13 protein-coding genes and 1 pseudogene are annotated in these 21309 nt (G+C 37.9%); 13 read left to right on the top strand and 1 reads right to left on the bottom strand.

Annotated features, from left to right (window positions below; all coding sequences use genetic code 11):
* Positions 1 to 127 precede the first annotated feature (127 nt).
* From fusA to Bccel_RS13180, 6 genes are all read left to right on the top strand, one after another.
* Positions 128 to 2215 carry an elongation factor G gene (gene fusA, locus Bccel_RS13205; protein WP_036944050.1) on the top strand — a complete coding sequence of 696 codons (2088 nt, stop codon included), beginning with the start codon at positions 128 to 130 and terminating at the stop codon, positions 2213 to 2215.
* Between the two features lie 191 nt (positions 2216 to 2406).
* Complete coding sequence (locus Bccel_RS13200; RefSeq protein ID WP_036944052.1) at positions 2407 to 2886, top strand: CtsR family transcriptional regulator; 480 nt, start codon at positions 2407 to 2409, stop codon at positions 2884 to 2886.
* Between the two features lie 37 nt (positions 2887 to 2923).
* Positions 2924 to 3415 carry a UvrB/UvrC motif-containing protein gene (locus Bccel_RS13195; protein ID WP_036944054.1) on the top strand — a complete coding sequence of 164 codons (492 nt, stop codon included), beginning with the start codon at positions 2924 to 2926 and terminating at the stop codon, positions 3413 to 3415.
* Positions 3416 to 3691: 276 nt separating this feature from the next.
* A complete protein-coding gene (locus Bccel_RS13190) occupies positions 3692 to 4729 on the top strand; it encodes a protein arginine kinase (protein WP_036944056.1) in 1038 nt (345 codons plus the stop codon).
* A 5-nt stretch (positions 4730 to 4734) separates the two neighbouring features.
* Positions 4735 to 7191 carry an ATP-dependent Clp protease ATP-binding subunit gene (locus Bccel_RS13185; RefSeq protein WP_036944058.1) on the top strand — a complete coding sequence of 819 codons (2457 nt, stop codon included), beginning with the start codon at positions 4735 to 4737 and terminating at the stop codon, positions 7189 to 7191.
* Positions 7192 to 7504: 313 nt separating this feature from the next.
* A complete protein-coding gene (locus tag Bccel_RS13180; RefSeq protein ID WP_050753434.1) occupies positions 7505 to 9814 on the top strand; it encodes a stalk domain-containing protein in 2310 nt (769 codons plus the stop codon).
* 55 nt (positions 9815 to 9869) lie between these two features.
* Here the strand turns inward: Bccel_RS13180 and Bccel_RS13175 are convergent, their stop codons facing one another.
* On the bottom strand, positions 9870 to 11123 hold the full coding sequence (locus Bccel_RS13175) for a glycosyltransferase family 2 protein (protein WP_457920567.1): 1254 nt from the start codon (positions 11121 to 11123) through the stop codon (positions 9870 to 9872).
* A 194-nt stretch (positions 11124 to 11317) separates the two neighbouring features.
* Here Bccel_RS13175 and radA point away from each other — a divergent pair, with 194 nt between their 5' ends.
* The 7 genes and pseudogenes from radA to Bccel_RS13140 all read left to right on the top strand — a co-directional run bounded on the left by radA (position 11318) and on the right by Bccel_RS13140 (position 21278).
* Positions 11318 to 12679: a DNA repair protein RadA gene (gene radA, locus Bccel_RS13170; RefSeq protein ID WP_036944062.1), complete on the top strand. Its 1362-nt coding sequence runs from the start codon at positions 11318 to 11320 to the stop codon at positions 12677 to 12679.
* A gap of 47 nt (positions 12680 to 12726) precedes the next feature.
* A complete protein-coding gene (disA, locus tag Bccel_RS13165) occupies positions 12727 to 13809 on the top strand; it encodes a DNA integrity scanning diadenylate cyclase DisA (RefSeq protein WP_036944064.1) in 1083 nt (360 codons plus the stop codon).
* A gap of 146 nt (positions 13810 to 13955) precedes the next feature.
* Positions 13956 to 15179, top strand: a complete 1224-nt coding sequence (gene tyrS, locus Bccel_RS13160) for a tyrosine--tRNA ligase (protein ID WP_036944066.1) — start codon at positions 13956 to 13958, stop codon at positions 15177 to 15179.
* Positions 15180 to 15280: 101 nt separating this feature from the next.
* Positions 15281 to 15742, top strand: a complete 462-nt coding sequence (locus Bccel_RS13155) for a helix-turn-helix domain-containing protein (RefSeq protein ID WP_036944069.1) — start codon at positions 15281 to 15283, stop codon at positions 15740 to 15742.
* A 344-nt stretch (positions 15743 to 16086) separates the two neighbouring features.
* A pseudogene (locus tag Bccel_RS13150) lies at positions 16087 to 18341 on the top strand (glycoside hydrolase family 9 protein); the annotation flags it as partial.
* Complete coding sequence (locus Bccel_RS32565; RefSeq protein WP_420848045.1) at positions 18333 to 18632, top strand: dockerin type I domain-containing protein; 300 nt, start codon at positions 18333 to 18335, stop codon at positions 18630 to 18632. The pseudogene Bccel_RS13150 and the gene Bccel_RS32565, both read left to right, overlap by 9 nt.
* 102 nt (positions 18633 to 18734) lie before the next feature.
* On the top strand, positions 18735 to 21278 hold the full coding sequence (locus tag Bccel_RS13140; RefSeq protein ID WP_050753431.1) for a glycoside hydrolase family 9 protein: 2544 nt from the start codon (positions 18735 to 18737) through the stop codon (positions 21276 to 21278).
* Positions 21279 to 21309 lie beyond the last annotated feature (31 nt).

The raw sequence follows: 21309 nt of genomic DNA, 5'->3' as shown, positions 1-21309 counted from the left end.
TATAGCAAAATTGAAAAATGAAAAATTCCAATTCTTTTAAGCTTATAGGCTGGCTTTAGTTACCTCAATGGGACACAAAAGACGCATGGCGTTTTTGTTTTTATAAAAATCTAAGGGGGTATTTAAGATGAAAGAGTATACAAGTGACAAGATAAGGAATGTTTGTCTTATGGGTCATGGTGGCTCAGGAAAAACTACTCTTGCTGAAGCTATCATGTTCAATACCGGGGCTCTGGACCGGTTTGGAAAAATTGCAGACGGAACTACAGTATGTGACTTTGACCCCGAAGAAATAAAGCGAAAAATATCCATAAGCACTGCATTAGCACCCTGCGAATGGAAAGATACCAAGATCAATCTGATAGATACGCCCGGGTATTTTGACTTTGTAGGGGAGGTTAAGCAGGGGATAAGGGTTGCTGACTGTGCATTGATCCTTGCTCCTGCTAAAGGCGGTGTGGCAGTTGGAACTGAAAAGGCTTGGGACTATGCAAACGAACAGAAAATCCCCATAATGCTTGTAGTGACTAAAATTGATGAAGAGAATGCAGATTTTTTTGGTGTACTGGATAAAATGAAGAACGTTTTTGGTAAGAGCATTATTCCTATACAGATTCCAATAATGGAAAATGGAAAATTTACAGGCTATTTGGATATGATAGATATTAAGGCAAAAAAGTTTGAAAAGGATAAACTTGTTGACATTCCGGTTCCGGCGAACCTTTCCGACAGAGTAAAAGAAATTAGAGACATGATGGCTGAAGCTGTTGCAGAAACTGATGAGGATTTAATGAACAAGTTTTTTGCAGGAGAAGATTTTACTCATGAAGAAATCTTAAAAGGTCTTAAGAAAGGGATTTCGGATGCATCCATCACTCCTGTCCTTTGCAATTCGGCAATAAACAATTTAGGTGTGCAATATCTTATGGATTCCATTCTGGAATATATGCCTTCTCCTGTTGATAAAGAAGTGGTAAAAGTAAAAAAAGCTGATGATCAAATAGCTGAAATAAAGGTGGACCCAGCATCTTCTTTGTCGGTCCTTGTCTTCAAAACAATTGCTGATCCATTTGTAGGTAAAATATCAATGTTAAGGGTATATTCAGGAACCATAAAAACCGATTCAACAATATTTAACACGGGAACGGAAAAAGCTGAGAAAATTGGTCAGCTTTTTGTTATGAGAGGGAAAAAACATGTTCCGGTAGAAAGGCTTATAGCAGGTGATATAGGTGGTGTTGCCAAGCTGCAGTATACATATACCAATGATACGTTATGTGAACCCGGAAATAATATTGTGCTTGATAAGATAGAATTTCCTGAGCCTGCAATCTCACTGGCGGTTGAACCCAAGGCCAAGGGTGATGAGGAAAAAATAAGTTCAGGACTCCATAAGCTTCAGGATGAAGATCCAACCTTTAAGGTTTCGGTTAATACGGAAACACACCAGACAATAATATCCGGCATTGGAGAGCAGCATCTTGATGTAATAGTAAGCAAGTTAAAGGCTAAATTCAATGTATCTGTAAACCTTACCGATCCAAGGATTCCATTCAGGGAAACCATTAAGAAGAAGGTTAAAGTTGAAGGAAAGCACAAAAAGCAATCAGGCGGACACGGACAGTATGGGCATGTTTGGATAGAGTTTGAGCATGGTAACAAGGAAGATCTTACATTCGAGGAAAAAATATTTGGTGGTGCAGTGCCCAGGCAATATTTCCCTGCAGTTGAAAAGGGATTAAAAGAGAGCATATTAAGGGGAGTTCTTGCAGGATATCCTGTTGTTAACCTGAAGGCTACTCTGGTAGATGGCTCTTACCATACCGTAGACTCATCGGAAATGGCATTTAAAATTGCTGCACATCTTGCATATAAAAAAGGTCTTGAACAGGCCAATCCAGTTCTTTTAGAGCCTATTTGTCATATAGAGGTGTATGTCCCTGATAATTATATGGGAGATATCATAGGGGATTTGAACAAGAGAAGAGGCAGAATACTGGGCATGAATCCGCAGGATAAGGGCATTCAGCAGGTTGTGGCTGAAGTTCCTCAAGCTGAAATGTTCAAGTATGCTACTGACCTTAGATCAATGACCCATGGCAGAGGGTACTTCAAGATGTGGTTTGAACGCTATGAAGAGGCACCGCCTCCAGTAAGTGCAAAGGTTATTGAAGAGTCCAAAAAGCATATGGCGGAAGTTGAGGACCTTGAATAAAAATATTGGTATTAAAAAAAGAAAAGCTGCATTTTGGCAGTTTTCTTTTTTAATACTATTTTTATATGATTGAAATCTTATTATTTGGGGAAATAATTAATATATATTTTAAAATTTAAACTTGAATTAGCAATAGTAATTCGATATAATATTAATAGTCAAAGAAAGTCAAAATCAATGAGGTGTTTTTGATGGCAAGAATGAGTGATTTGATTGAGGAATTTTTAAAACAATTAATGAGCGAGATGAATGGTGTTATTGAGATACAAAGAAATGAGCTTGCGAATCATTTCAATTGTGTGCCGTCTCAAATAAACTATGTTATTGATACAAGGTTTACAACAGAAAGAGGCTACTACGTCGAAAGCCGCAGAGGCGGCGGAGGACATATACGCATTAAGCGTATTAATATGACTAATCAGAGTGCATATCTCATGCATATAATATCATCGATGGGAAATAGTATAACACAGCAAAATGCGGAGATATTCATAAATAATTTTGTAGGTTATGAAATGGTTACTGAAAAGGAGGGCTTGATTATTAAAGCAGCAATAAGTGACAAGACACTAAGCAGTGTAAACCCTCATGACAGGGACCTTTTACGGGCCATAATTTTGAAAAACATGTTAATGAGTCTTATTACGGGATTTTCGGGAAATGAGCGATAATAAGTCATGATCAAACTATATAAAGGTGGTGTTAACAATGATGTGTGAAAATTGTCAGGAGAGAATTGCTAGTGTACACTTTACTCAAGTTGTCAATAATAAAAAAGTGGAAATGCATCTCTGCAAGCAGTGTGCGAAGGAAAAGGGACATCTTAGTTTTGGTTCAACAATAGATGTAAATGATTTTTTAAAGGGAATTTTCGGGATTGGCAGCAGCTCATCTTATTACAGTCCTGGACATGTAAGGATGGTATGTGAAAAATGCGGCATGAGTTATGAGGAATTCCAGAAAGTAGGTAAATTTGGGTGTTCAAAGTGCTATGAAATGTATGGAGACGGTATAAAGCCTTTGTTAAAAAGGCTCCACGGAAGTGTTGAACATCATGGCAAGGCACCTAAATTGATGAGCGAGAGCCACAGTATATCAAACGAGATTGATAAGTTGAAAGCACAATTGCAGCAGGCTATAGAAAAGGAAGAGTATGAAAAGGCGGCGGAGATAAGGGACAAAATTAAAAGCCTGGAGTAGGTTAATAATCATTCCATATTTACTGGAGTAGGTTAATAATCATTCCATATTTAATTGTACTTTAGATAATGGAATATAATGCCGATAATATTGAGGTGTTGACGAGTTAAGTCAATACAAAAGTAATGCCTTAGAAAAAACTTCGTATTCTAGAGGACAAAATCCCGACAATTAACGGGGTTTTGGGCGATGGTACATAATGCTGAAGTTTAAGTTGCTTTAACTTTAATATTTTATGAGACTTGGATAATGGATATAGAAATGGGAGGGGAGTTTATGTTTGGAAGTGAAGCTAAAAAGGTACCTGAGTCTGATATTGTCATGACCAGTAGAGTGAGGATGGCGAGAAATATTAATGAATACCCTTTTCCGGTCAGGATGGATTTTGACCAAAGTATCTTTATTATAAATAGAATAAAAGAAATTATATTTAGTAATGAAAGCACTTCACCTAAAGATTTCCTATATTTTGAACTACAAAAATTAAACAATATAGAGAAGCTGGTTTTGGTGGAAAAGCATTTAATAAGCAAGGAGCTTATGGATAATAGAAGATTAGGTGCAGCAATAATAAGCAAGGATGAAAAAATAAGCATTATGATAAACGAAGAGGATCATTTAAGGATACAAGCCATGTTTCCAGGTATGCAGCTTGATGAAGCTTTGGATTTGTGCAATAGAACCGATGATATTATAAGCGAAAAGATTGAATATGCATATGATGAGAAGATCGGATACCTTACAAGTTGTCCCACCAATATCGGAACTGGTATTAGGGCATCAGTAATGCTGCATTTACCGGCTATTACAATGTCGGGATACTTGAAAGGAATATTGGAAGCATGCGGCAAGATAGGTGTAACAGTCAGAGGGTTGTATGGAGAGAACACTGAGGCATTGGGAAATATGTTTCAGGTTTCCAATCAGGTTACATTAGGACAAACAGAGGAAGAAGTTGTCTATAACATTAAGAATATAACCAAGCAGATAACTAATCAGGAGAGGGCATTAAGAGATGATCTTTATAAGCAGAACACATTCATGTTTGAAGATAAAGTTTTCAGGTCCCTCGGTATATTGAAGAATGCCCGTGTTTTAACATCCGAAGAAAGCCACAAGCTCTTATCCGATGTTAGACTTGGAATAGATATGGGAATTATAAAGGATATAGAAATTAAGACAATAAATGAGCTGATGGCTATTATACAGCCTGGTAGTTTACAGGTACTTTTGCCGAATTCTTCGGGGCAATTGGAAAGAGATGTTGGAAGAGCTGAAATAATCCGCAAAAAATTAAACAAGTTAAAGGAGTGATTTGAATGTACGGTAGATTTACAGAGAAAGCCGAAAAAGCTATAACCCATTCACAGGAAAGTGCTATGCAGCTTGGCCATAATTATGTTGGAACAGAACATCTTTTGCTTGGTTTGGTAAGGGAAGGAACCGGTATTGCTTCAAGAGTCCTGCAAAGTCAGGGTGTAACGGAAGAGAAGGTTCTTAAGGAAATTGAAGAACTCATCGGTAAAGGAGAGCAAACAGGAGAACAGCCTCTGGGATTTACACCGAGAACTAAAAGAGTTCTGGAGCTAAGCTTTAAAGAAGCCAGGAGAATGGGGCAGAACTATATAGGAACAGAGCATTTGATACTTGGAATAATGAAAGAGGGAGAAAGTGTAGCTGTAAGAATACTCATTGATTTGGGGGTTGATCCACAGAAACTTGTCAGTGAGATAAGCAAGATGCTGACTGAAGAGGCACCGGGTTCCGCCGGAGAGCCTAAGAACCACGGCACTAATTCAAACACTCCTACACTTAACCAATTCGGCAGAGATTTAACTGAAATGGCAAGGGAAGATAAATTCGATCCTGTCATAGGCCGTGATAATGAAATTGAGAGAGTAATACAAATTCTTAGCAGAAGGACAAAAAACAATCCTTGCCTTATAGGTGAGCCTGGGGTTGGAAAAACTGCTATTGCAGAAGGTTTGGCACAAAAGATTGTTGAGGGTAATATTCCTGAAATTCTCAAGGAAAAAAGGGTTGTAACCCTGGATCTGTCTTCAATGGTTGCGGGTGCAAAGTACAGGGGTGAATTTGAGGAACGCCTTAAAAAGGCCCTTGATGAAATTAGAAAAGCAGGAAACGTTATTTTATTCATAGATGAGATGCACACAATAATCGGTGCCGGTGCGGCTGAAGGTGCAATTGATGCATCCAATATCCTAAAGCCTTCGCTTGCCAGAGGAGAAATCCAGGTTATTGGTGCAACAACCCTTGATGAATACAGAAAGCATGTTGAAAAGGATGCTGCATTAGAAAGAAGATTTCAGCCAATAACGGTAGGAGAGCCTACTGTTGAAGAGGCCATTGACATATTAAAAGGTGTTCGTGATAAGTACGAGGCACATCACAGGGTTAAAATAACTGATGAAGCTATTGTAGCTGCAGTTAAGTTTTCCGACAGATATATAACTGACAGGTTTCTCCCTGATAAGGCAATCGATTTGATTGATGAGGCCGGCTCAAAGGTTAGGCTCAAATCCTTTACAGCACCTCCTGATCTTAAAAAGCTGGAGGAGCAGTTTGAAAAGCTCAGAAAAGAAAAGGAAGATTCCATAAGGTCTCAGGAGTTTGAAAAAGCAGCAAGGATCAGGGATGAGGAACAAAAGCTAAAGAGTGAACTTGAAAAGGCTAAAAACGACTGGTATCAGAAGAGCCAGGTAAAGACCGATACTGTTACTGAAGACCATATAGCAGAAGTTGTTGCCAGCTGGACTGGTATACCTGTCAAGAAGCTTGCCGAGGAAGAGACTGAAAGACTTATGAAGATGGAGGATGTTCTGCATCTTAGGGTTATTGGTCAGGAAGAAGCTGTAAAGGCAGTATCCAAGGCTATAAGAAGAGGCAGAGTAGGACTTAAGGATCCCAAAAGGCCTGTTGGATCATTTATTTTCCTTGGACCTACGGGTGTTGGTAAGACAGAATTGTGTAAAGCATTGGCTGAATCCTTGTTTGGAGAGGAAAATTCAATTATTAGAATTGATATGTCTGAGTACATGGAAAAGCATAGTGTATCCAGATTGGTAGGATCGCCTCCGGGATATGTAGGTTATGATGAAGGCGGTCAGCTTACTGAGAAGGTAAGAAGAAAGCCATATTCGGTAGTTCTGTTTGATGAAGTGGAAAAGGCACATCCTGATGTGTTCAATATATTGCTCCAGATACTGGAGGATGGCCGTTTGACAGATTCCCAGGGCAGAACAGTAGACTTTAGAAATACTGTAATAATAATGACATCGAACGTTGGGGCAAGAATGATTACAGAGCCAAAGAGACTTGGATTTGCATCACCAAATGAAGAAAAATCCAAAAACTATCAAAACATGAAGAGCAATGTTATGGGTGAATTAAAGAATACATTTAAACCTGAGTTTCTTAACAGGGTTGATGAGATAATTGTATTCCATCCATTAGAAGAGACACATATAAAAGAAATAGTGAGGCTGATGATTGACGGCCTGACTAAAAGGATACAGACTAACGATATCAAGCTCGAAGTATCGGATAAAGCAGTTGAGCTTCTTGCAAACAAAGGTTATGACATGGTTTATGGTGCAAGGCCATTAAGAAGAGCAATTCAAAGCCAGGTTGAGGATAGGTTGGCCGAGGAAATTTTAGAAGGCAAGATTAAATCAGGAGATAATGTTTTTGTTGACTCCGATGGAGAAAATCTTACATTTACAAAAAAGGTGATGGAAAAAAGCCCTGTAATTTAAGGGAACAATGTATAAATGTTTTACAATAACCTGAATTGATTCTACTGTAAAATAATAAATTCACTTGATCTTTTGTTGTAAAAATCTGTAGCCGAAAAGTTAAAGTCAAGGCTTTATAGATTTCAATGAAAGTCACGTGAATTTTTTATTGCAGTAGAATTAATACACTATCTTTTATTGTCTATAATAATATCTTTCTTAAAGCAACTTTTCATCGCCAAATCAAATCCAAGTTGAAGGAACCTCCAAAAGATGATAAACTGTATAATAAAACACTCAAAATTAAACATTTCTTTTGTAAGGAGAGAATTGCATGCCGAAGAGCTATAGAAGTGTCAAGGTTGGCTTATCGTTGGTATCAATTATTGTATCGCTTTTTTGTTCGTTTTTCATAATCAATACATATGCTTTAGCAGATAATGCTTCAAAAAGTACAAATGAAATAAAGGTTTTTGTGGATGGCAAGGAACTGAGCCTTGATGTGGCACCTTCTATAATTTCGGGCAGAACTCTTGTGCCTTTAAGGGCAATATTTGAGTCCTTGGGGGCTGAAGTGAAATGGAATCCCAAAACTAAAACCGTTACCGGCATTAAAAACGATATTACCGTTGAATTGACTATATCTAAGAAGGATGTATTTATTAACGGACGGGTAACATCAATTGACGTTCCGGCTTTGATTATTAATGGCAGAACTCTTGTACCGGCAAGGTTTGTAGCAGAGAGCCTTGGTACTGATGTGGAATGGAACAGCAAAGATAAGGTGGTTGATATTACCACACCTAAGGTGATAAAATTTCCGGACAGCAATCTTGAAGCGGTTATAAGATTAAATATTAATAAGCCGGTTGGAGATATATTGAACATCGATGTGAAGAAAATTACCGTTCTTGATGCTTCAGAAAAGGGTATTGCAAGCCTGGATGGAATAGAGCATCTATCCTCCATCCAGGAGCTTGATTTGGAAAATAACAAAATCAAGGATATAAATAAGCTTTCAACACTTAAGAACATATATTTTCTTTACCTATCGGATAACTGTATATCGGATATCAGTGCATTAAAGGAATTATCAAGCTTAAGGATACTGCTAATGCAGGATAATCAGATCTGCGACATATCTGCTTTAACAGGATTGGCTGATATGCAAAGGCTTGATCTTGCCCAAAATCAGGTGTCGGATATTTCAACGCTTAAAAATCTTACAAAACTGGAGGTACTCAACCTTTGGAGCAACCCTATAATTGATATAAGCATTTTGAAGAATATGAATTCCATTAAAAATTTATATTTGCTCAATTCACAGGGGGACGATCTGGGCCAGGCACTCGAAAAATATGATCAATTATCAAGGAAAGTCCATGAAATAGTGAATACTTTGATTAAACCGGAAATGACAGAATATGAAAAAGAATTGGTACTACATGATTATTTGGTAACGCATATTAGATATGATAAGCAGAATTTGATGAACGACACATTACCTGATGAGACCCATACACCTTACGGGGCATTGGTTAATGGAATTGCTGTTTGTGACGGCTACGCCAGGAGCTTTCAGGTTTTACTCAATGCCGTGGGAATCGAATCCAGTATGATTGTTGGAGATTTTGACTCATTGAATGGGACATTGACTCCTGTCAGATCTAACGGGGAAGAGTGGAAACATGCATGGAATATAGTCAAGATAAATAATATTTATTATCAGGTGGATGTAACTGCTAATGACCCATTATCGGATGATGGTACAGAATTATTAAGTCACCAGTATTTTAATATATCAGACAAACAGATGGGTTCTGATCACAGGTGGAATAGGAATGCCTACCCTCAATGTAGCGAAAATAGTGTACTGTTTGATATGATAGCCAGAGAAAGAAAAAATTTCATAGTAACAGATGATAAGTATTATTATATAAGCCCTGAAGGCGGTATAGTAAGTATAAATCATGATGGCAGCAATAGCACAAAAATTGTGCAGGATAAAGCTTACCAAATTTTAATGATGGGGGACTATATATATTATATAAATAACAGTGACGAAAGCTGTTTGTATAAGGTTAAAACAGACGGTACATCAAAGACAAAGCTTGTGAGTAGCAAGGTTGTCGAGATAGATAAAGACAATAACTGCATATACTATATTGCCAGTTATAAGGTTAATAAAGTAGATCAGGAAGGAGAGGGGCAGAGTCAACTAAACTATGATGATGTAGTTTCATGGATACTCATTGAGGGCAACGATCTTTTCTATAAGGTTTTTAATTTTGACCATGGTGCAAGGCTTAAGAGGTCAAGTTTAAATGGCGGCAACACTGTAGAAATTGTCAGTGATGAGCCAGCTGGGTATGTAGTATCCAACAACAATACAAATGTTGATTTTTGGTATGCTCATAACGAACATATATTGGACGGCTGGATTTATTTTGTAAATAAAAGTGACTCAAATAGCATATATAAAGCAAAGATTGACGGGTCTGAAAAATTTAAAATATCCGGTGACTCTGTAGAAGATAAAAATGATATTGAGATTGTGGGCAACTATATTTATTATAGGAATTCCAATGATGGGAATAAGTATTATAAAATAAAATTGGATGGAAATAACAGGCAGGCTGTTTGATGCTAGATAGAGCAAAATCATAATGGATTTTGATCTGGAGGAAGCTAAGGTATGCCTAAGCTTCCTCCAGATCATTGATGGTGATTTCCCTGGTATGGGTAGTATGATCCCATTCCTTGTTATTTTTACTTAAAAATCCTTCGATTGTAATGGGAACCCATGTTAGGCAATAGAACGGGTATAATATAAAACCCAGTATAATTTTGCTGTTAAATTTCTTTTCTGAAAGTATTACAAATGGGCCATAAAAAAATTGGAGTATTACAAAAACGTTCCAGATTTCAACAGGAAAAACATATTTGAGGCTAAAAAACGGTGACGTAGGGTAAACCATTTGTATCCACATCATGACAGTAATTAATCCGATAAATATAAACCTGATAGGTTGGAAAAGGTATAAGGCACAGTCGAAAGCCACCAGATTTTGCTCTTTGAATGCTTTTTTAAACAAAGCACCTAAGAATCTGGATGCACAGTCTGCGTGACCTTGCATCCATCTCTTTCTTTGATTCCAGGATTGTCTCAAGGTAAGAGGTTTTTCGTCATATACAACGGCATCATGTGCCCAGGCAACCTTCATTCCATTTAATGCAAGCTTCATGGTAAATTCCAGATCCTCGGTAAGGCATGTGGCACCCCAGCCTATCTTTTTTAAAACAGTTGTTTCAACGCAAAAGCCGGTGCCACAAAGGCCGCAGCTTAAACCCAAATAATACCTTGGAAGCTGGAAAATCCGGTTGGAAAGCCAAAAAGCTATGGAATAAGAGCCTGTAATCCATGAATCGAATGGATTTTTACTGTCTATGTAGCCTTGAACAACCTTGTGTCCTTTGCACAGTTGTTTGTTCATTTCCGCTAAATAGTTAGCAGAAACGATATTATCAGCATCGAATATACTTATTGCATCATAATTTGTTTCCATATTGAATATTATTTCAAACATCCATTCGAGGGCAAACCCCTTTCCTTTTAATTCATTATTTATCCGGTTATATACTATTGCACCACGCTCTGATGCAATTTTTGACGTATTATCGGTGCAATTATCTGCGACTACAAAAATATCATAAAGCTCTTTTGGATAGTTTTGCCTTTTTAAGCTGTCTATGATATGTGCAATAACCAGTTCTTCGTTGTGAGCAGCTATAACCAATGCGAATTTCTTTATAGGGCTATACTTTTTGTGAGAATCCTCTTTTCTTTTTATCCAACCAAAAACTGATATACCAAAGTAGTAGCAGCCTGCTATAAATATCAGAATTTGAATAATCTGAGTTGATAGATACAAGAAGCTGTTAAATACGGACAACATTTATTTCCTCCAGTATAATATTTGATTTTGTTCAACCTTATTATTTTGTACTTAATAATAGAAAATATTTAATAAAATAATATAAATATTTGTGGTATAATAATTCGGGTAATAATTGATATAAATCTATATATTCTTTTGCCTGAATGCCGATAATTATACTATAGAATTTTGATGTGAAGGAGTTTTAGATGGCAAAAAACAAATCAGTATACATTTGTCAGGAATGCGGATATGAGTCTTCGGGCTGGTTGGGTAAATGCCCTGCTTGCAGTCAATGGAACACATTTGTTGAGGAAATTCTTAAAAGTGGATCAAAGAATAACAATATAGATATCAAGGATATAAAACCTGTAAGTATTAATGATGTTAATTCTCAGGCAGAAGATCGTTATTGTACAGGATTTAAGGAAATTGACAGGGTTCTGGGAGGCGGATTGGTTAAAGGGTCCCTTATACTTGTGGGGGGAGACCCAGGCATTGGTAAATCCACGTTAATTCTTCAGGTATGCAATAGCATAATCATGGATTCAAGTATATTATACTTTTCCGGTGAGGAATCCATAGGTCAGATAAAAATCAGGGCGGACAGGCTTTCAGTTAATAACAGCAAGCTTTTGATGGTGTCGGAAACGAGCTTCAGTATTATTGAAACGGTAATATTAAAAGAAAAGCCGGGACTGGTTATTATAGATTCCATACAGACAATGTTCAGCGAGGACGTAAACTCAGCACCTGGAAGTGTAAGCCAGGTTCGTGAGGTAACGGGAAAGCTCATGAGAATTGCAAAGGACAACGGCATATCCATTATAATTGTTGGACACGTCACAAAAGAGGGGGCTATTGCAGGTCCCAGGGTATTAGAGCACATGGTTGATACCGTTCTTTATTTTGAGGGTGACAGACATATGAGTTATAGGGTGCTAAGATCTGTGAAGAACAGGTTTGGCTCCACAAATGAGATAGGCATTTTTGAAATGAGGGACATAGGCCTTGCTGAGATAGATAACCCATCAGCCGTAATGTTGGCTGAAAGACCTGTAAATGTTCCGGGATCAGTAGTTGTAGCAAGTATTGAAGGCACACGGCCGATGCTTATTGAGGTGCAGGCTTTAGTCAGTCCTACAAATTTCGGTATGCCAAGAAGAATGGCAACAGGTACTGATTATAATAGAATAACCTTGCTTATGGCGGTTTTAGAGAAAAGGGTAGGTATGCAGCTTGGGAATTTTGATGCGTATGTGAATGTGGTTGGGGGTATAAAAATTGACGAACCGGCCTGTGATCTTGCACTTATTGTTGCCATAGCATCAAGCTTCAGAAACAGAATAGTTGATCCGGATTGTGTGTTTATTGGTGAAGTAGGTCTTACAGGCGAGGTGAGAGCTGTAAGCCATATTGATAAAAGGGTTATGGAGGCTAAGCGGATAGGCTTTAAAACATGTATAATTCCTTCGGGAAACAAGAAAATGATAAAGCAGATGAAGGAAGTTGAGGGTATACAAATAAAAGCTGTTGAAAATGTAAAAGAAGCACTGGATTTACTTATTTAGCAGTATTTTGAATAATTCGGCAGGTTAAATTACTGGAGGATGGAATAATGAGGGAAGACAGATTGAAGGATAATGAGCTTATGGAAATTCTGAAGATTATGGCACCGGGGACCCCACTCAGAGAAGGCTTGGAAAATATATTAAAGGCCAGGACCGGAGCACTTATTGTTATTGGTGATTCGAATGAGGTTATGAGCCTTGTTGATGGCGGGTTTTACATCAATAAGGAGTATTCGCCTGCACAGCTGTACGAACTTGCCAAAATGGACGGTGCAATAATTATCAGCAAGGATTTGAAAAAGATTCTTTATGCCAATGCCCTTTTAATCCCTAACCCCTCTATTCCCACAGAAGAAACCGGCACAAGGCACAAGAGTTCCGAAAGGGCAGCAAAACAATCCGGTGAAATCGTACTATGCATATCTCAGAGAAGAAACTTAATTACTCTTTACAAAGGAGATTGCAAGTATATACTTAAGGACACGTCAATGCTCCTTGTAAGAGCTAATCAGGCCCTTCAGACTCTGGAAAAATATAATTCGGTACTTATAAGTGCACTGGGTAATTTGAGTGTACTTGAGTTTGAGGACAGTGTTACATTAGATGATGTAGCCTATGTTATACAGAGAACAGAAATGGTTATGAGGATAGTAGCTGAAGTTGACAGGTATATTTGCGAGCTTGGAAACGAAGGACGGTTAATAAGGATGCAGTTGGAAGAGCTTCTTGTAAATGTTGAGGAAGATGTGAGGATGGTTATTGAAGACTATATGGTTAGAAATGATTCCAAAACATCAGAGGACATACTAGCTATGATAAGGCAGTTTGACGATGATGAGCTGCTGGATTTAACAAAAATCTACAGTGCACTGGGGTACAGGCAAAGGGAGAACACAATTGTAATGAATGTGACGCCTAAAGGCTACAGGATTATGAGTTTGATACCCAGGGTGCCAATGGCTGTCATGAAAAACCTTTTAGATAAGTTTATGAATCTTCAGGGTATATTGAAGGCTTCTTCAGAGGAACTAGATACAGTTGACGGAATTGGTGAGATTAGGGCCAGGGCCATAAAGGAAGGATTGAAAAGAGTTCGTGAACAATTGATTTTAGACAGCAGACGCTTTTAATTAGGAATGACTAATTTCAAGGAAAAATACTGGAATTTACATGGTTTAAGTGATAAAATATAGAGAAAATAAAAAGATGCAGATTAAAATCGAGATAAATGCTGATTTTAATTAATACATATGATTTCGGGAGGACTTAACAAACTATGGATGTTAACGAGCAGTTGAGGATTATAAAAAAAGGTGTTGCAGAATTAATCAGTGAAAATGAGCTTTTGGAAAAACTTAAAAAGTCGGAAAAGGAAAACAAACCTCTTATCATAAAGCTGGGTCTTGATCCAACCGCACCTGATATACATTTAGGACATACCGTCGTATTGAGGAAGCTGAAGGCATTCCAAGATCTTGGACATCAGGTGGTAATAATAATCGGTGACTATACAGGTATGATCGGAGATCCTACAGGCAAGTCCGAAACAAGAAAACAGCTTACAAGGGAAGAAGTTCTAAGAAATGCAGAAACATACAAGTCTCAAATATTTAAAATATTAGACAAGGAAAAGACCATTGTCAGATTCAACAGCGAATGGCTTGCACCGTTAACTTTTGCTGATGTTATAAAGCTTTCGGCAAAATATACCGTTGCCAGGATGCTTGAGAGGGAAGATTTTAAAAAGAGATTTACCGGCAATCTTCCCATATCCATTCACGAGTTTTTCTATCCATTAATGCAGGGATATGATTCTGTAGAACTTGGAGCGGATGTAGAGCTTGGAGGCACAGACCAGAAGTTTAACATCCTTATGGGTAGAACTCTTCAAAAGGAATATGGTAAAAGCGATGTTCAAATAGGTTTATTCATGCCTATACTCGAAGGTACCGATGGCGTAAAGAAAATGAGCAAAAGTCTTGGTAACTATATAGGTATCAATGAAGAACCCAATGATATATATGGAAAAACAATGTCAATTCCCGATGAATTGATTATAAGATATTATGAGCTGGTTACTGACGTTCATCCTGATGAGATAGAGGCTATGAGACAACAGCTTAAAGACAATACAGTAAATCCAAGGGATCTGAAAATGAAGCTGGCAAGAGAGGTTGTATCATTGTATCATGGCAGTGAAGCTTCATTGAAGGCCGAAGAGCATTTTAAATCGGTTTTCCAGAAAGGTGCTATTCCCGAGGATATTGAAGAGGTAATTATAAAGTCTTCAGATCTTACAGATGGCAAGATATGGGCACCAAAGCTTCTTACAATAACAGGGCTTGCACCATCAAGCAGTGAGGCAAGAAGGCTTATAACACAGGGGTCTCTAAAGATCAATGAGGTGAAGTTTGATCAGGCCAATATAGATATTGAAATAAAGGATGGCGATGTAATTCAAGTAGGAAAGAGAAAGTTTGCCAAACTTAAGATAGATTAAATATTTTATTTACTTTTGATATAAGTTAAATCAATATTTATTAACATACAAGTAAAGCTTTTTACTTCGACATTATCATGAGTGTGGGAGGGCTTAAGTTTATGGAAATAAAAGTTGGAGAGATAATAAGGCTTAAGAGGGAAGAAAAACGCTATGGACTCAAAGATTTTGCAAAGCTGGTTGGAATATCCCCAGGCTATCTGTCGCAACTGGAAAATGGCCACAAGGTCAATCCGAAACTTGAAACTATACTCAGAATAATAAAAGAGCTGGACATTGATATTGATATGCTTCTTGGCCTTGAAAAAGAAGGTGAAAACATCAATGTCAAGATTCCATCCCTTCTAAAGCTGGTTTTGGCTAAGGACAGGAACTATAAGGTGATGGAGGACAAGGATATTTTAAAGAAATTATGTAATATAATAGATAAGGCATTGGAAAGTAAATACCTTGTGGAGGATCAGATGTTGTATGCACTGTTCCTGGAGGATATTTACATACAGATTGAGACTATACTAAAAAGGTATATGGCACTCCAGATAATTAAATACGACTTGGAGTGATAATTAGTAATATTTTATTCATTCCTTAATCAATTTCAATATGGTATTTTGTTAAGAAAAGGCATTTCCTTTGGGAAGTGTCTTTTTTAGCGTATAAAAAAATCTGGTGTATTTTAAGATATAATTTTTAACGGCAACAATCAAGGTTGACAATATTATTACATGGTTTTTTACATTTGTAGAATAATGTTTAAAATGAATAACGCTATTACTGAGGCAATAATTGTAACTTATTGCCCAATTATGCAATTGTTTAGGATTTCATAAATTGATATAATAAGCCTGATATTAACATTTATAAGGCTTTTTGTTTTTTGCTTCTATCAGGCAGCAAGTATATTCATATGAAGAAAATGGAGGGAATTAAAATGTCTAAAAAGTTATCGATGTTTTGTATGATTTTGTTTACACTTCTGGCATTTAGGGGAATGTGCAGTGCAGCAGAACTTCTGGAAACTACCGACTTTACAAGTGGAGTTTCTTTACCCTGGCACTTGATTGAAAGTGATGATAGTAATGCATATACTTATATTAAAGATGGAAAATTGATAGTTCATATGGATAAAAAAGGAGTTAACAAATGGGATGTTCGACTTGCACACAGAGGATTGTCAATTATATCAGGTTATACATATACTGTGAAATTTTCACTGACTGCTACAAAAGATTGCAAGGTATATGCCAAGATTGGTGATAGGGGAGAACCTTATGGTGAGGCTTGGAATAACGGTTGGAAACCATACAGTATTAAGGCTAACCAGGTTCTTACGGTAAACGAAAGGTTTACTCCAAGTATTAATTATAAAGAGGCCGAGTTTGCATTTGAACTTGGGGGAGAATTGGCAGGGGCTGTTCCTTATGAAATAGAATTCATATCCATGTCACTTAGTGACTTCTCCAAGCCAACTTCTACTCCGGTCATAACTCCTTCAAGGGATATTCGTGTCAATCAAATGGGATATTTTCCTGATGGTGTAAAGAGAGCAACCGTGAAGATTGGGAACAGCGGTGCTGATGAAAGCCCATTGGATTGGCAGTTGAAAAATAGCTCAGGTACAGTTGTTGCAGCAGGAAAAACAAAACCTTTTGGATTTGATCATGCATCAGGAGATAAAGTTCATATTATTGATTTCACTGATTATACAAAGCCTGGAAAAGGTTATCAGCTCGTGGCTGGCAGCTATACAAGCTGGTATTTTGATATTGGAACAGATATGTATACTAGAATGAAATATGATGCACTTAAATACTTTTATCATTCCAGAAGCGGTATTGAGCTAAAGATGCCATATTGCATGGAAAGCAAATGGGCACGACCGGCAGGTCATGCAAATGATATGGCTTCACTAGCGTCCGGAAAGGGATATAATGGCCCTTACAGTATTGATGCTACAGGTGGATGGTATGATGGAGCTGACTATGGAAAGTATGTTGTAAACGGCGGTTTTGCACTATGGATGTTGCAGAACCAGTATGAACATTCTAAAAAAAATGGACAAGATACTCCTTTTGGTGATGGCAAACTGAATATTCCCGAAAGTGAAAATAATATAAATGACTTGCTTGATGAGACTCGCTGGGAGATGGAATGGATGCTCAAGATGCAGATACCTGAAGGATATGACAGGGCTGGAATGGCAGTTCACAAGCTAGGTGATGAGAAATGGCTTTCATTGGGATTGCGTCCTGATGAGGATGATATGCACAGGGTATACTATCCTCCTTCAACTGCAGCAACACTAAACCTGGCTGCGTGTGCCGCCCAGGCTGCACGTATCTGGAAGGACATAGATTCGGAATTTTCGGAAAAGTGCATGATTGCTGCTGAAAGTGCCTATAAGGCTGCTAAATCAAACCCTGCAATATTCTATCCATATGGCTATGATAGCGGGACAATGGCATATAGTGATGATTATGTTGAAGATGATTTCTATTGGGCTGCTTGTGAAATGTATATTACAACTGGAAATGAAAAATATCTTTCAGATCTTAAAGGCTATAAGGAAAGCCAAATGATACCTTCAGTGTTAACTGGTGAATTTAAAGGTGTTGAGGGATGCTTTAACAGGAATGCTACAGGTGGATTGGGAACTCTGACTCTTGCACTTAATAAGACAGCGGAATTTCCTGAGGCTTCAGCAAGTATAATTGAAGCAGCAAATTCATATATTGAAATTCAAAAGAAAGAGGGTTATGGTGTACCTTTAGCTGAAGTTGATATGGGTTTGATTTTAGGTATGGATACTGATATAACAGGCTATCCGGGGGCTTCAAATTCATTTATTGTAAATAAAGCAATTGTTATGGCGTATGCATATGATTTAAGCAAGGATAGTAAATATTTTAATGGAGTAATAGAGTCAATGGATTATTTAATGGGACGTAATCCGTTAGTTCAGTGCTATGTTTCAGGATATGGTGAGAACCCTTGAAATATCCGCATCACAGGTTCTTTTGCCCACAGATAGACCCTTCATTCCCATCAGTGCCGCCAGGATTTCTATCAAGTGGACCGAATTCTAAATGTGAGGATCCATGGATTGCTGGTTCAGGTTGCAGCTATTTTTACACTCCGCCACAACAATGTTTTATGGATCATGCTGAATCATGGTCCACCAATGAAGTAAATATTAGCCTGAATGCTGCACTGGCATGGGTTACATATTATATTGACGCTGTAAAGAATGTTGAATCGGAAAAGGTTACAGAGGATATCAATAAGGATGGCTCAGTAAATATGGCGGATGTTGTTTTGGTAGCTAAAGTCTTTGGCCTAACAAAGGATGACCTCGAATTTGATAAAAAATGTGACTTAAATAATGATAGCACAATTAATATTTCGGATATAGTGAAGCTGGCATTAAAGTTTGGTTATACATACACATCATAAGCTGTAGGTTCTTCTATATACTAATAAAGACATTGAGGACATTCTTCAATGTCTTTGATTTTAATAAAAATACATAATTTAACTAGGAATGGGGGAATTAGTATGTTTAAAAAAATGACAGTGTTAGGGGTGGCACTATTTACCTTATTGGCAGCGAAGGCTTCATGCAATGCCCAAGAGCTGCTTCAAACCACAAATTTTAGTAGCGGAGTAAGCTTACCCTGGCATTTGAGTCAGGCTGCTGAGGATCATGCTTATACATATGTGGAGGATGGAAGATATGTTGTGCATATTGATAAGAAGGGAACCAGCAAATGGGATGTTCAGATAAGGCACAGAGAAATATCCATTGTTCAAGGTTGGACGTATAAAGTAAAATTTTCACTAACTGCGGATAAAAATACCAAGGTTTACGCTAAAATTGGCGATAAGGGTGAACCGTATGGAGAAGTATGGAATAACAAATGGACTCCATATAGTATTACCGCTGGACAAACACTTAAAGTGGAGGATACATTTGTTGCTGATAGAAATTACAAAGAAGCTGAGTTTGCTTTCCATCTTGGTGGAGAACTTACAGGTCCGCTGCCCGTTGAAGTTAAGTTTATATCAATGTCATTAAATGATTATATACGTGTTATCACTCCAACTCCCACTCCAACGCCTGTTAGAAATATACGGGTGAATCAATTGGGATACCTGCCACAGGCATCTAAAAAAGCTACCTTAAAGGTGGATAGCGGTACAGTTGAACCGATAGATTGGCAGTTAAAAGACAGTAAGGGAGCTGTAGTTGCTTCAGGTAAAACGAAACCTTTTGAAGGACAAGGGGAAGGTGGTATAGATCTTGCATCTGGTGATAGAGTTCATATAATTGATTTTTCCAATTATTTTAGGCCAGGTAAAGACTACCAGTTGGTAGCGGGTGTAGCAACCAGTTTGCCATTTGACATTGGGAACGATATATATGCAACTATGAAATATGATGCACTAAAATACTTTTACTATGCCCGAAGCGGTATAGAGAATAAAATGCCATATACTCTGGAAAGTAAATGGGCACGATTAGCAGGGCATACAAAGGATATGGCGGTACCTGCTTCAGGAAAGGATTATTTAGGGCCTGAAAGCATGGATTGTACAGGCGGTTGGTATGACGGAAGCGATCATGGCAAATATATGGTAAGCGGCGGTTTGGCCTTATGGTTGCTGCAGAATCAATATGAGTATTCTGTAAGAATAGATAAGGATGATGATTTTGGTGATGGCAACTTGATTATTCCCGAAAGTGGGAATGAGATCAATGACTTGCTTGATGAGGCACGCTGGGAGATGGAATGGATGCTTAAGATGCAAATACCTGAAGGGTATGATAGATCAGGAATGGCTATACATAAGATGGGAGATGCTGCCTGGACTGCACTTGCAACCCGTCCCGATCAGGATTATATGGATAGGGTATACTATCCTCCCTCAACGGCAGCAACGCTAAGCTTAACTGCATGTGCCGCCCAGGCAGCACGTATTTGGAAAGCTATTGATACTGATTTTTCAGATAAATGTATGACTGCCGCTGAGAGAGCATATAAAGCGGCCAAAGCAAATTCGGCAATATTCTATCCTGATGGTATTGAACCAGGCACTTTTACATATGGTGACAACTATGTTGAAGATGATTTCTACTGGGCAGCCTGTGAAATGTATGTTACAACGGGAAATGAAGCATACCTTGCAGACCTGAAAGGTTATAAGGAAAGCCAAAAAGTACCTTTAGTGTCTACAAGTGAAAATGATAGTACTGACGGAAGTCTCTATAAACTTGTTTCAGGACAATTGGGCACAATTACACTGGCACTCCATAAATATGAGGAGTTCCCGCAGGCGGTAGCAAGTATAAAAGAGGTTGCAGATAAATATATTGAGATACAGAAAAAAGAGGGCTATGGAATACCTTTAGCTGTAGCTACCTATATTAGCAATTTTGGAGGATCAAGTGAAACAATAACCGGCTATCCGTATGATTCCAATTCATATGTTATCAATGCAGCACTAGTAATGGCTTATGCATATCACTTAAGCAGCGAAAGTAAATATTTAAACGGACTGACAGAATCCATGGATTATATTTTAGGCCGTAATGCTGAAGTTAAGTCATATGTTTCAGGATATGGCGAGAATCCGCTGAAATATCCTCATCACAGGTTCTTCTGCCCTCAAATAGATCCTTCATACCCATCAGTACCGCCAGGCTTTCTTTCAGGGGGACCCAACTCAGGCTGTCAGGATCCATGGGTTTCAGGGGCAGGTCTGAAAGTTAACAAAGCTCCTGCACAAAAGTGTTATTTAGATCATGTTGAATCATGGTCCACCAATGAGGTTAAAATTACCCTGAATGCAGCACTGGCATGGGTTTCGTGTTTTCTTGATTCTCAGGATATTACAATTGCCCCCATAGAGATAATGGAGGATATCAATAAGGATGGTTCGGTAAATATGGCAGATGTTGTTCTTGTAGCAAAAGTATTTGGTTTTATGAAGGATGATCCAGAGTTTGATAAAAAATGTGACTTGAATGATGACGGGACAATAAATATATCGGATATAGTAAAACTTGCATTAAAATTTGGTTATACATACACATTATAAACGATAAGATGATAGCAAATTGAAAGCATTG

The sequence above is a fragment of the Pseudobacteroides cellulosolvens ATCC 35603 = DSM 2933 genome (genome assembly GCF_001262605.1).
Classification (GTDB): domain Bacteria; phylum Bacillota; class Clostridia; order Acetivibrionales; family DSM-2933; genus Pseudobacteroides; species Pseudobacteroides cellulosolvens.
This window is presented reverse-complemented; position numbering and strand designations above follow the sequence as displayed.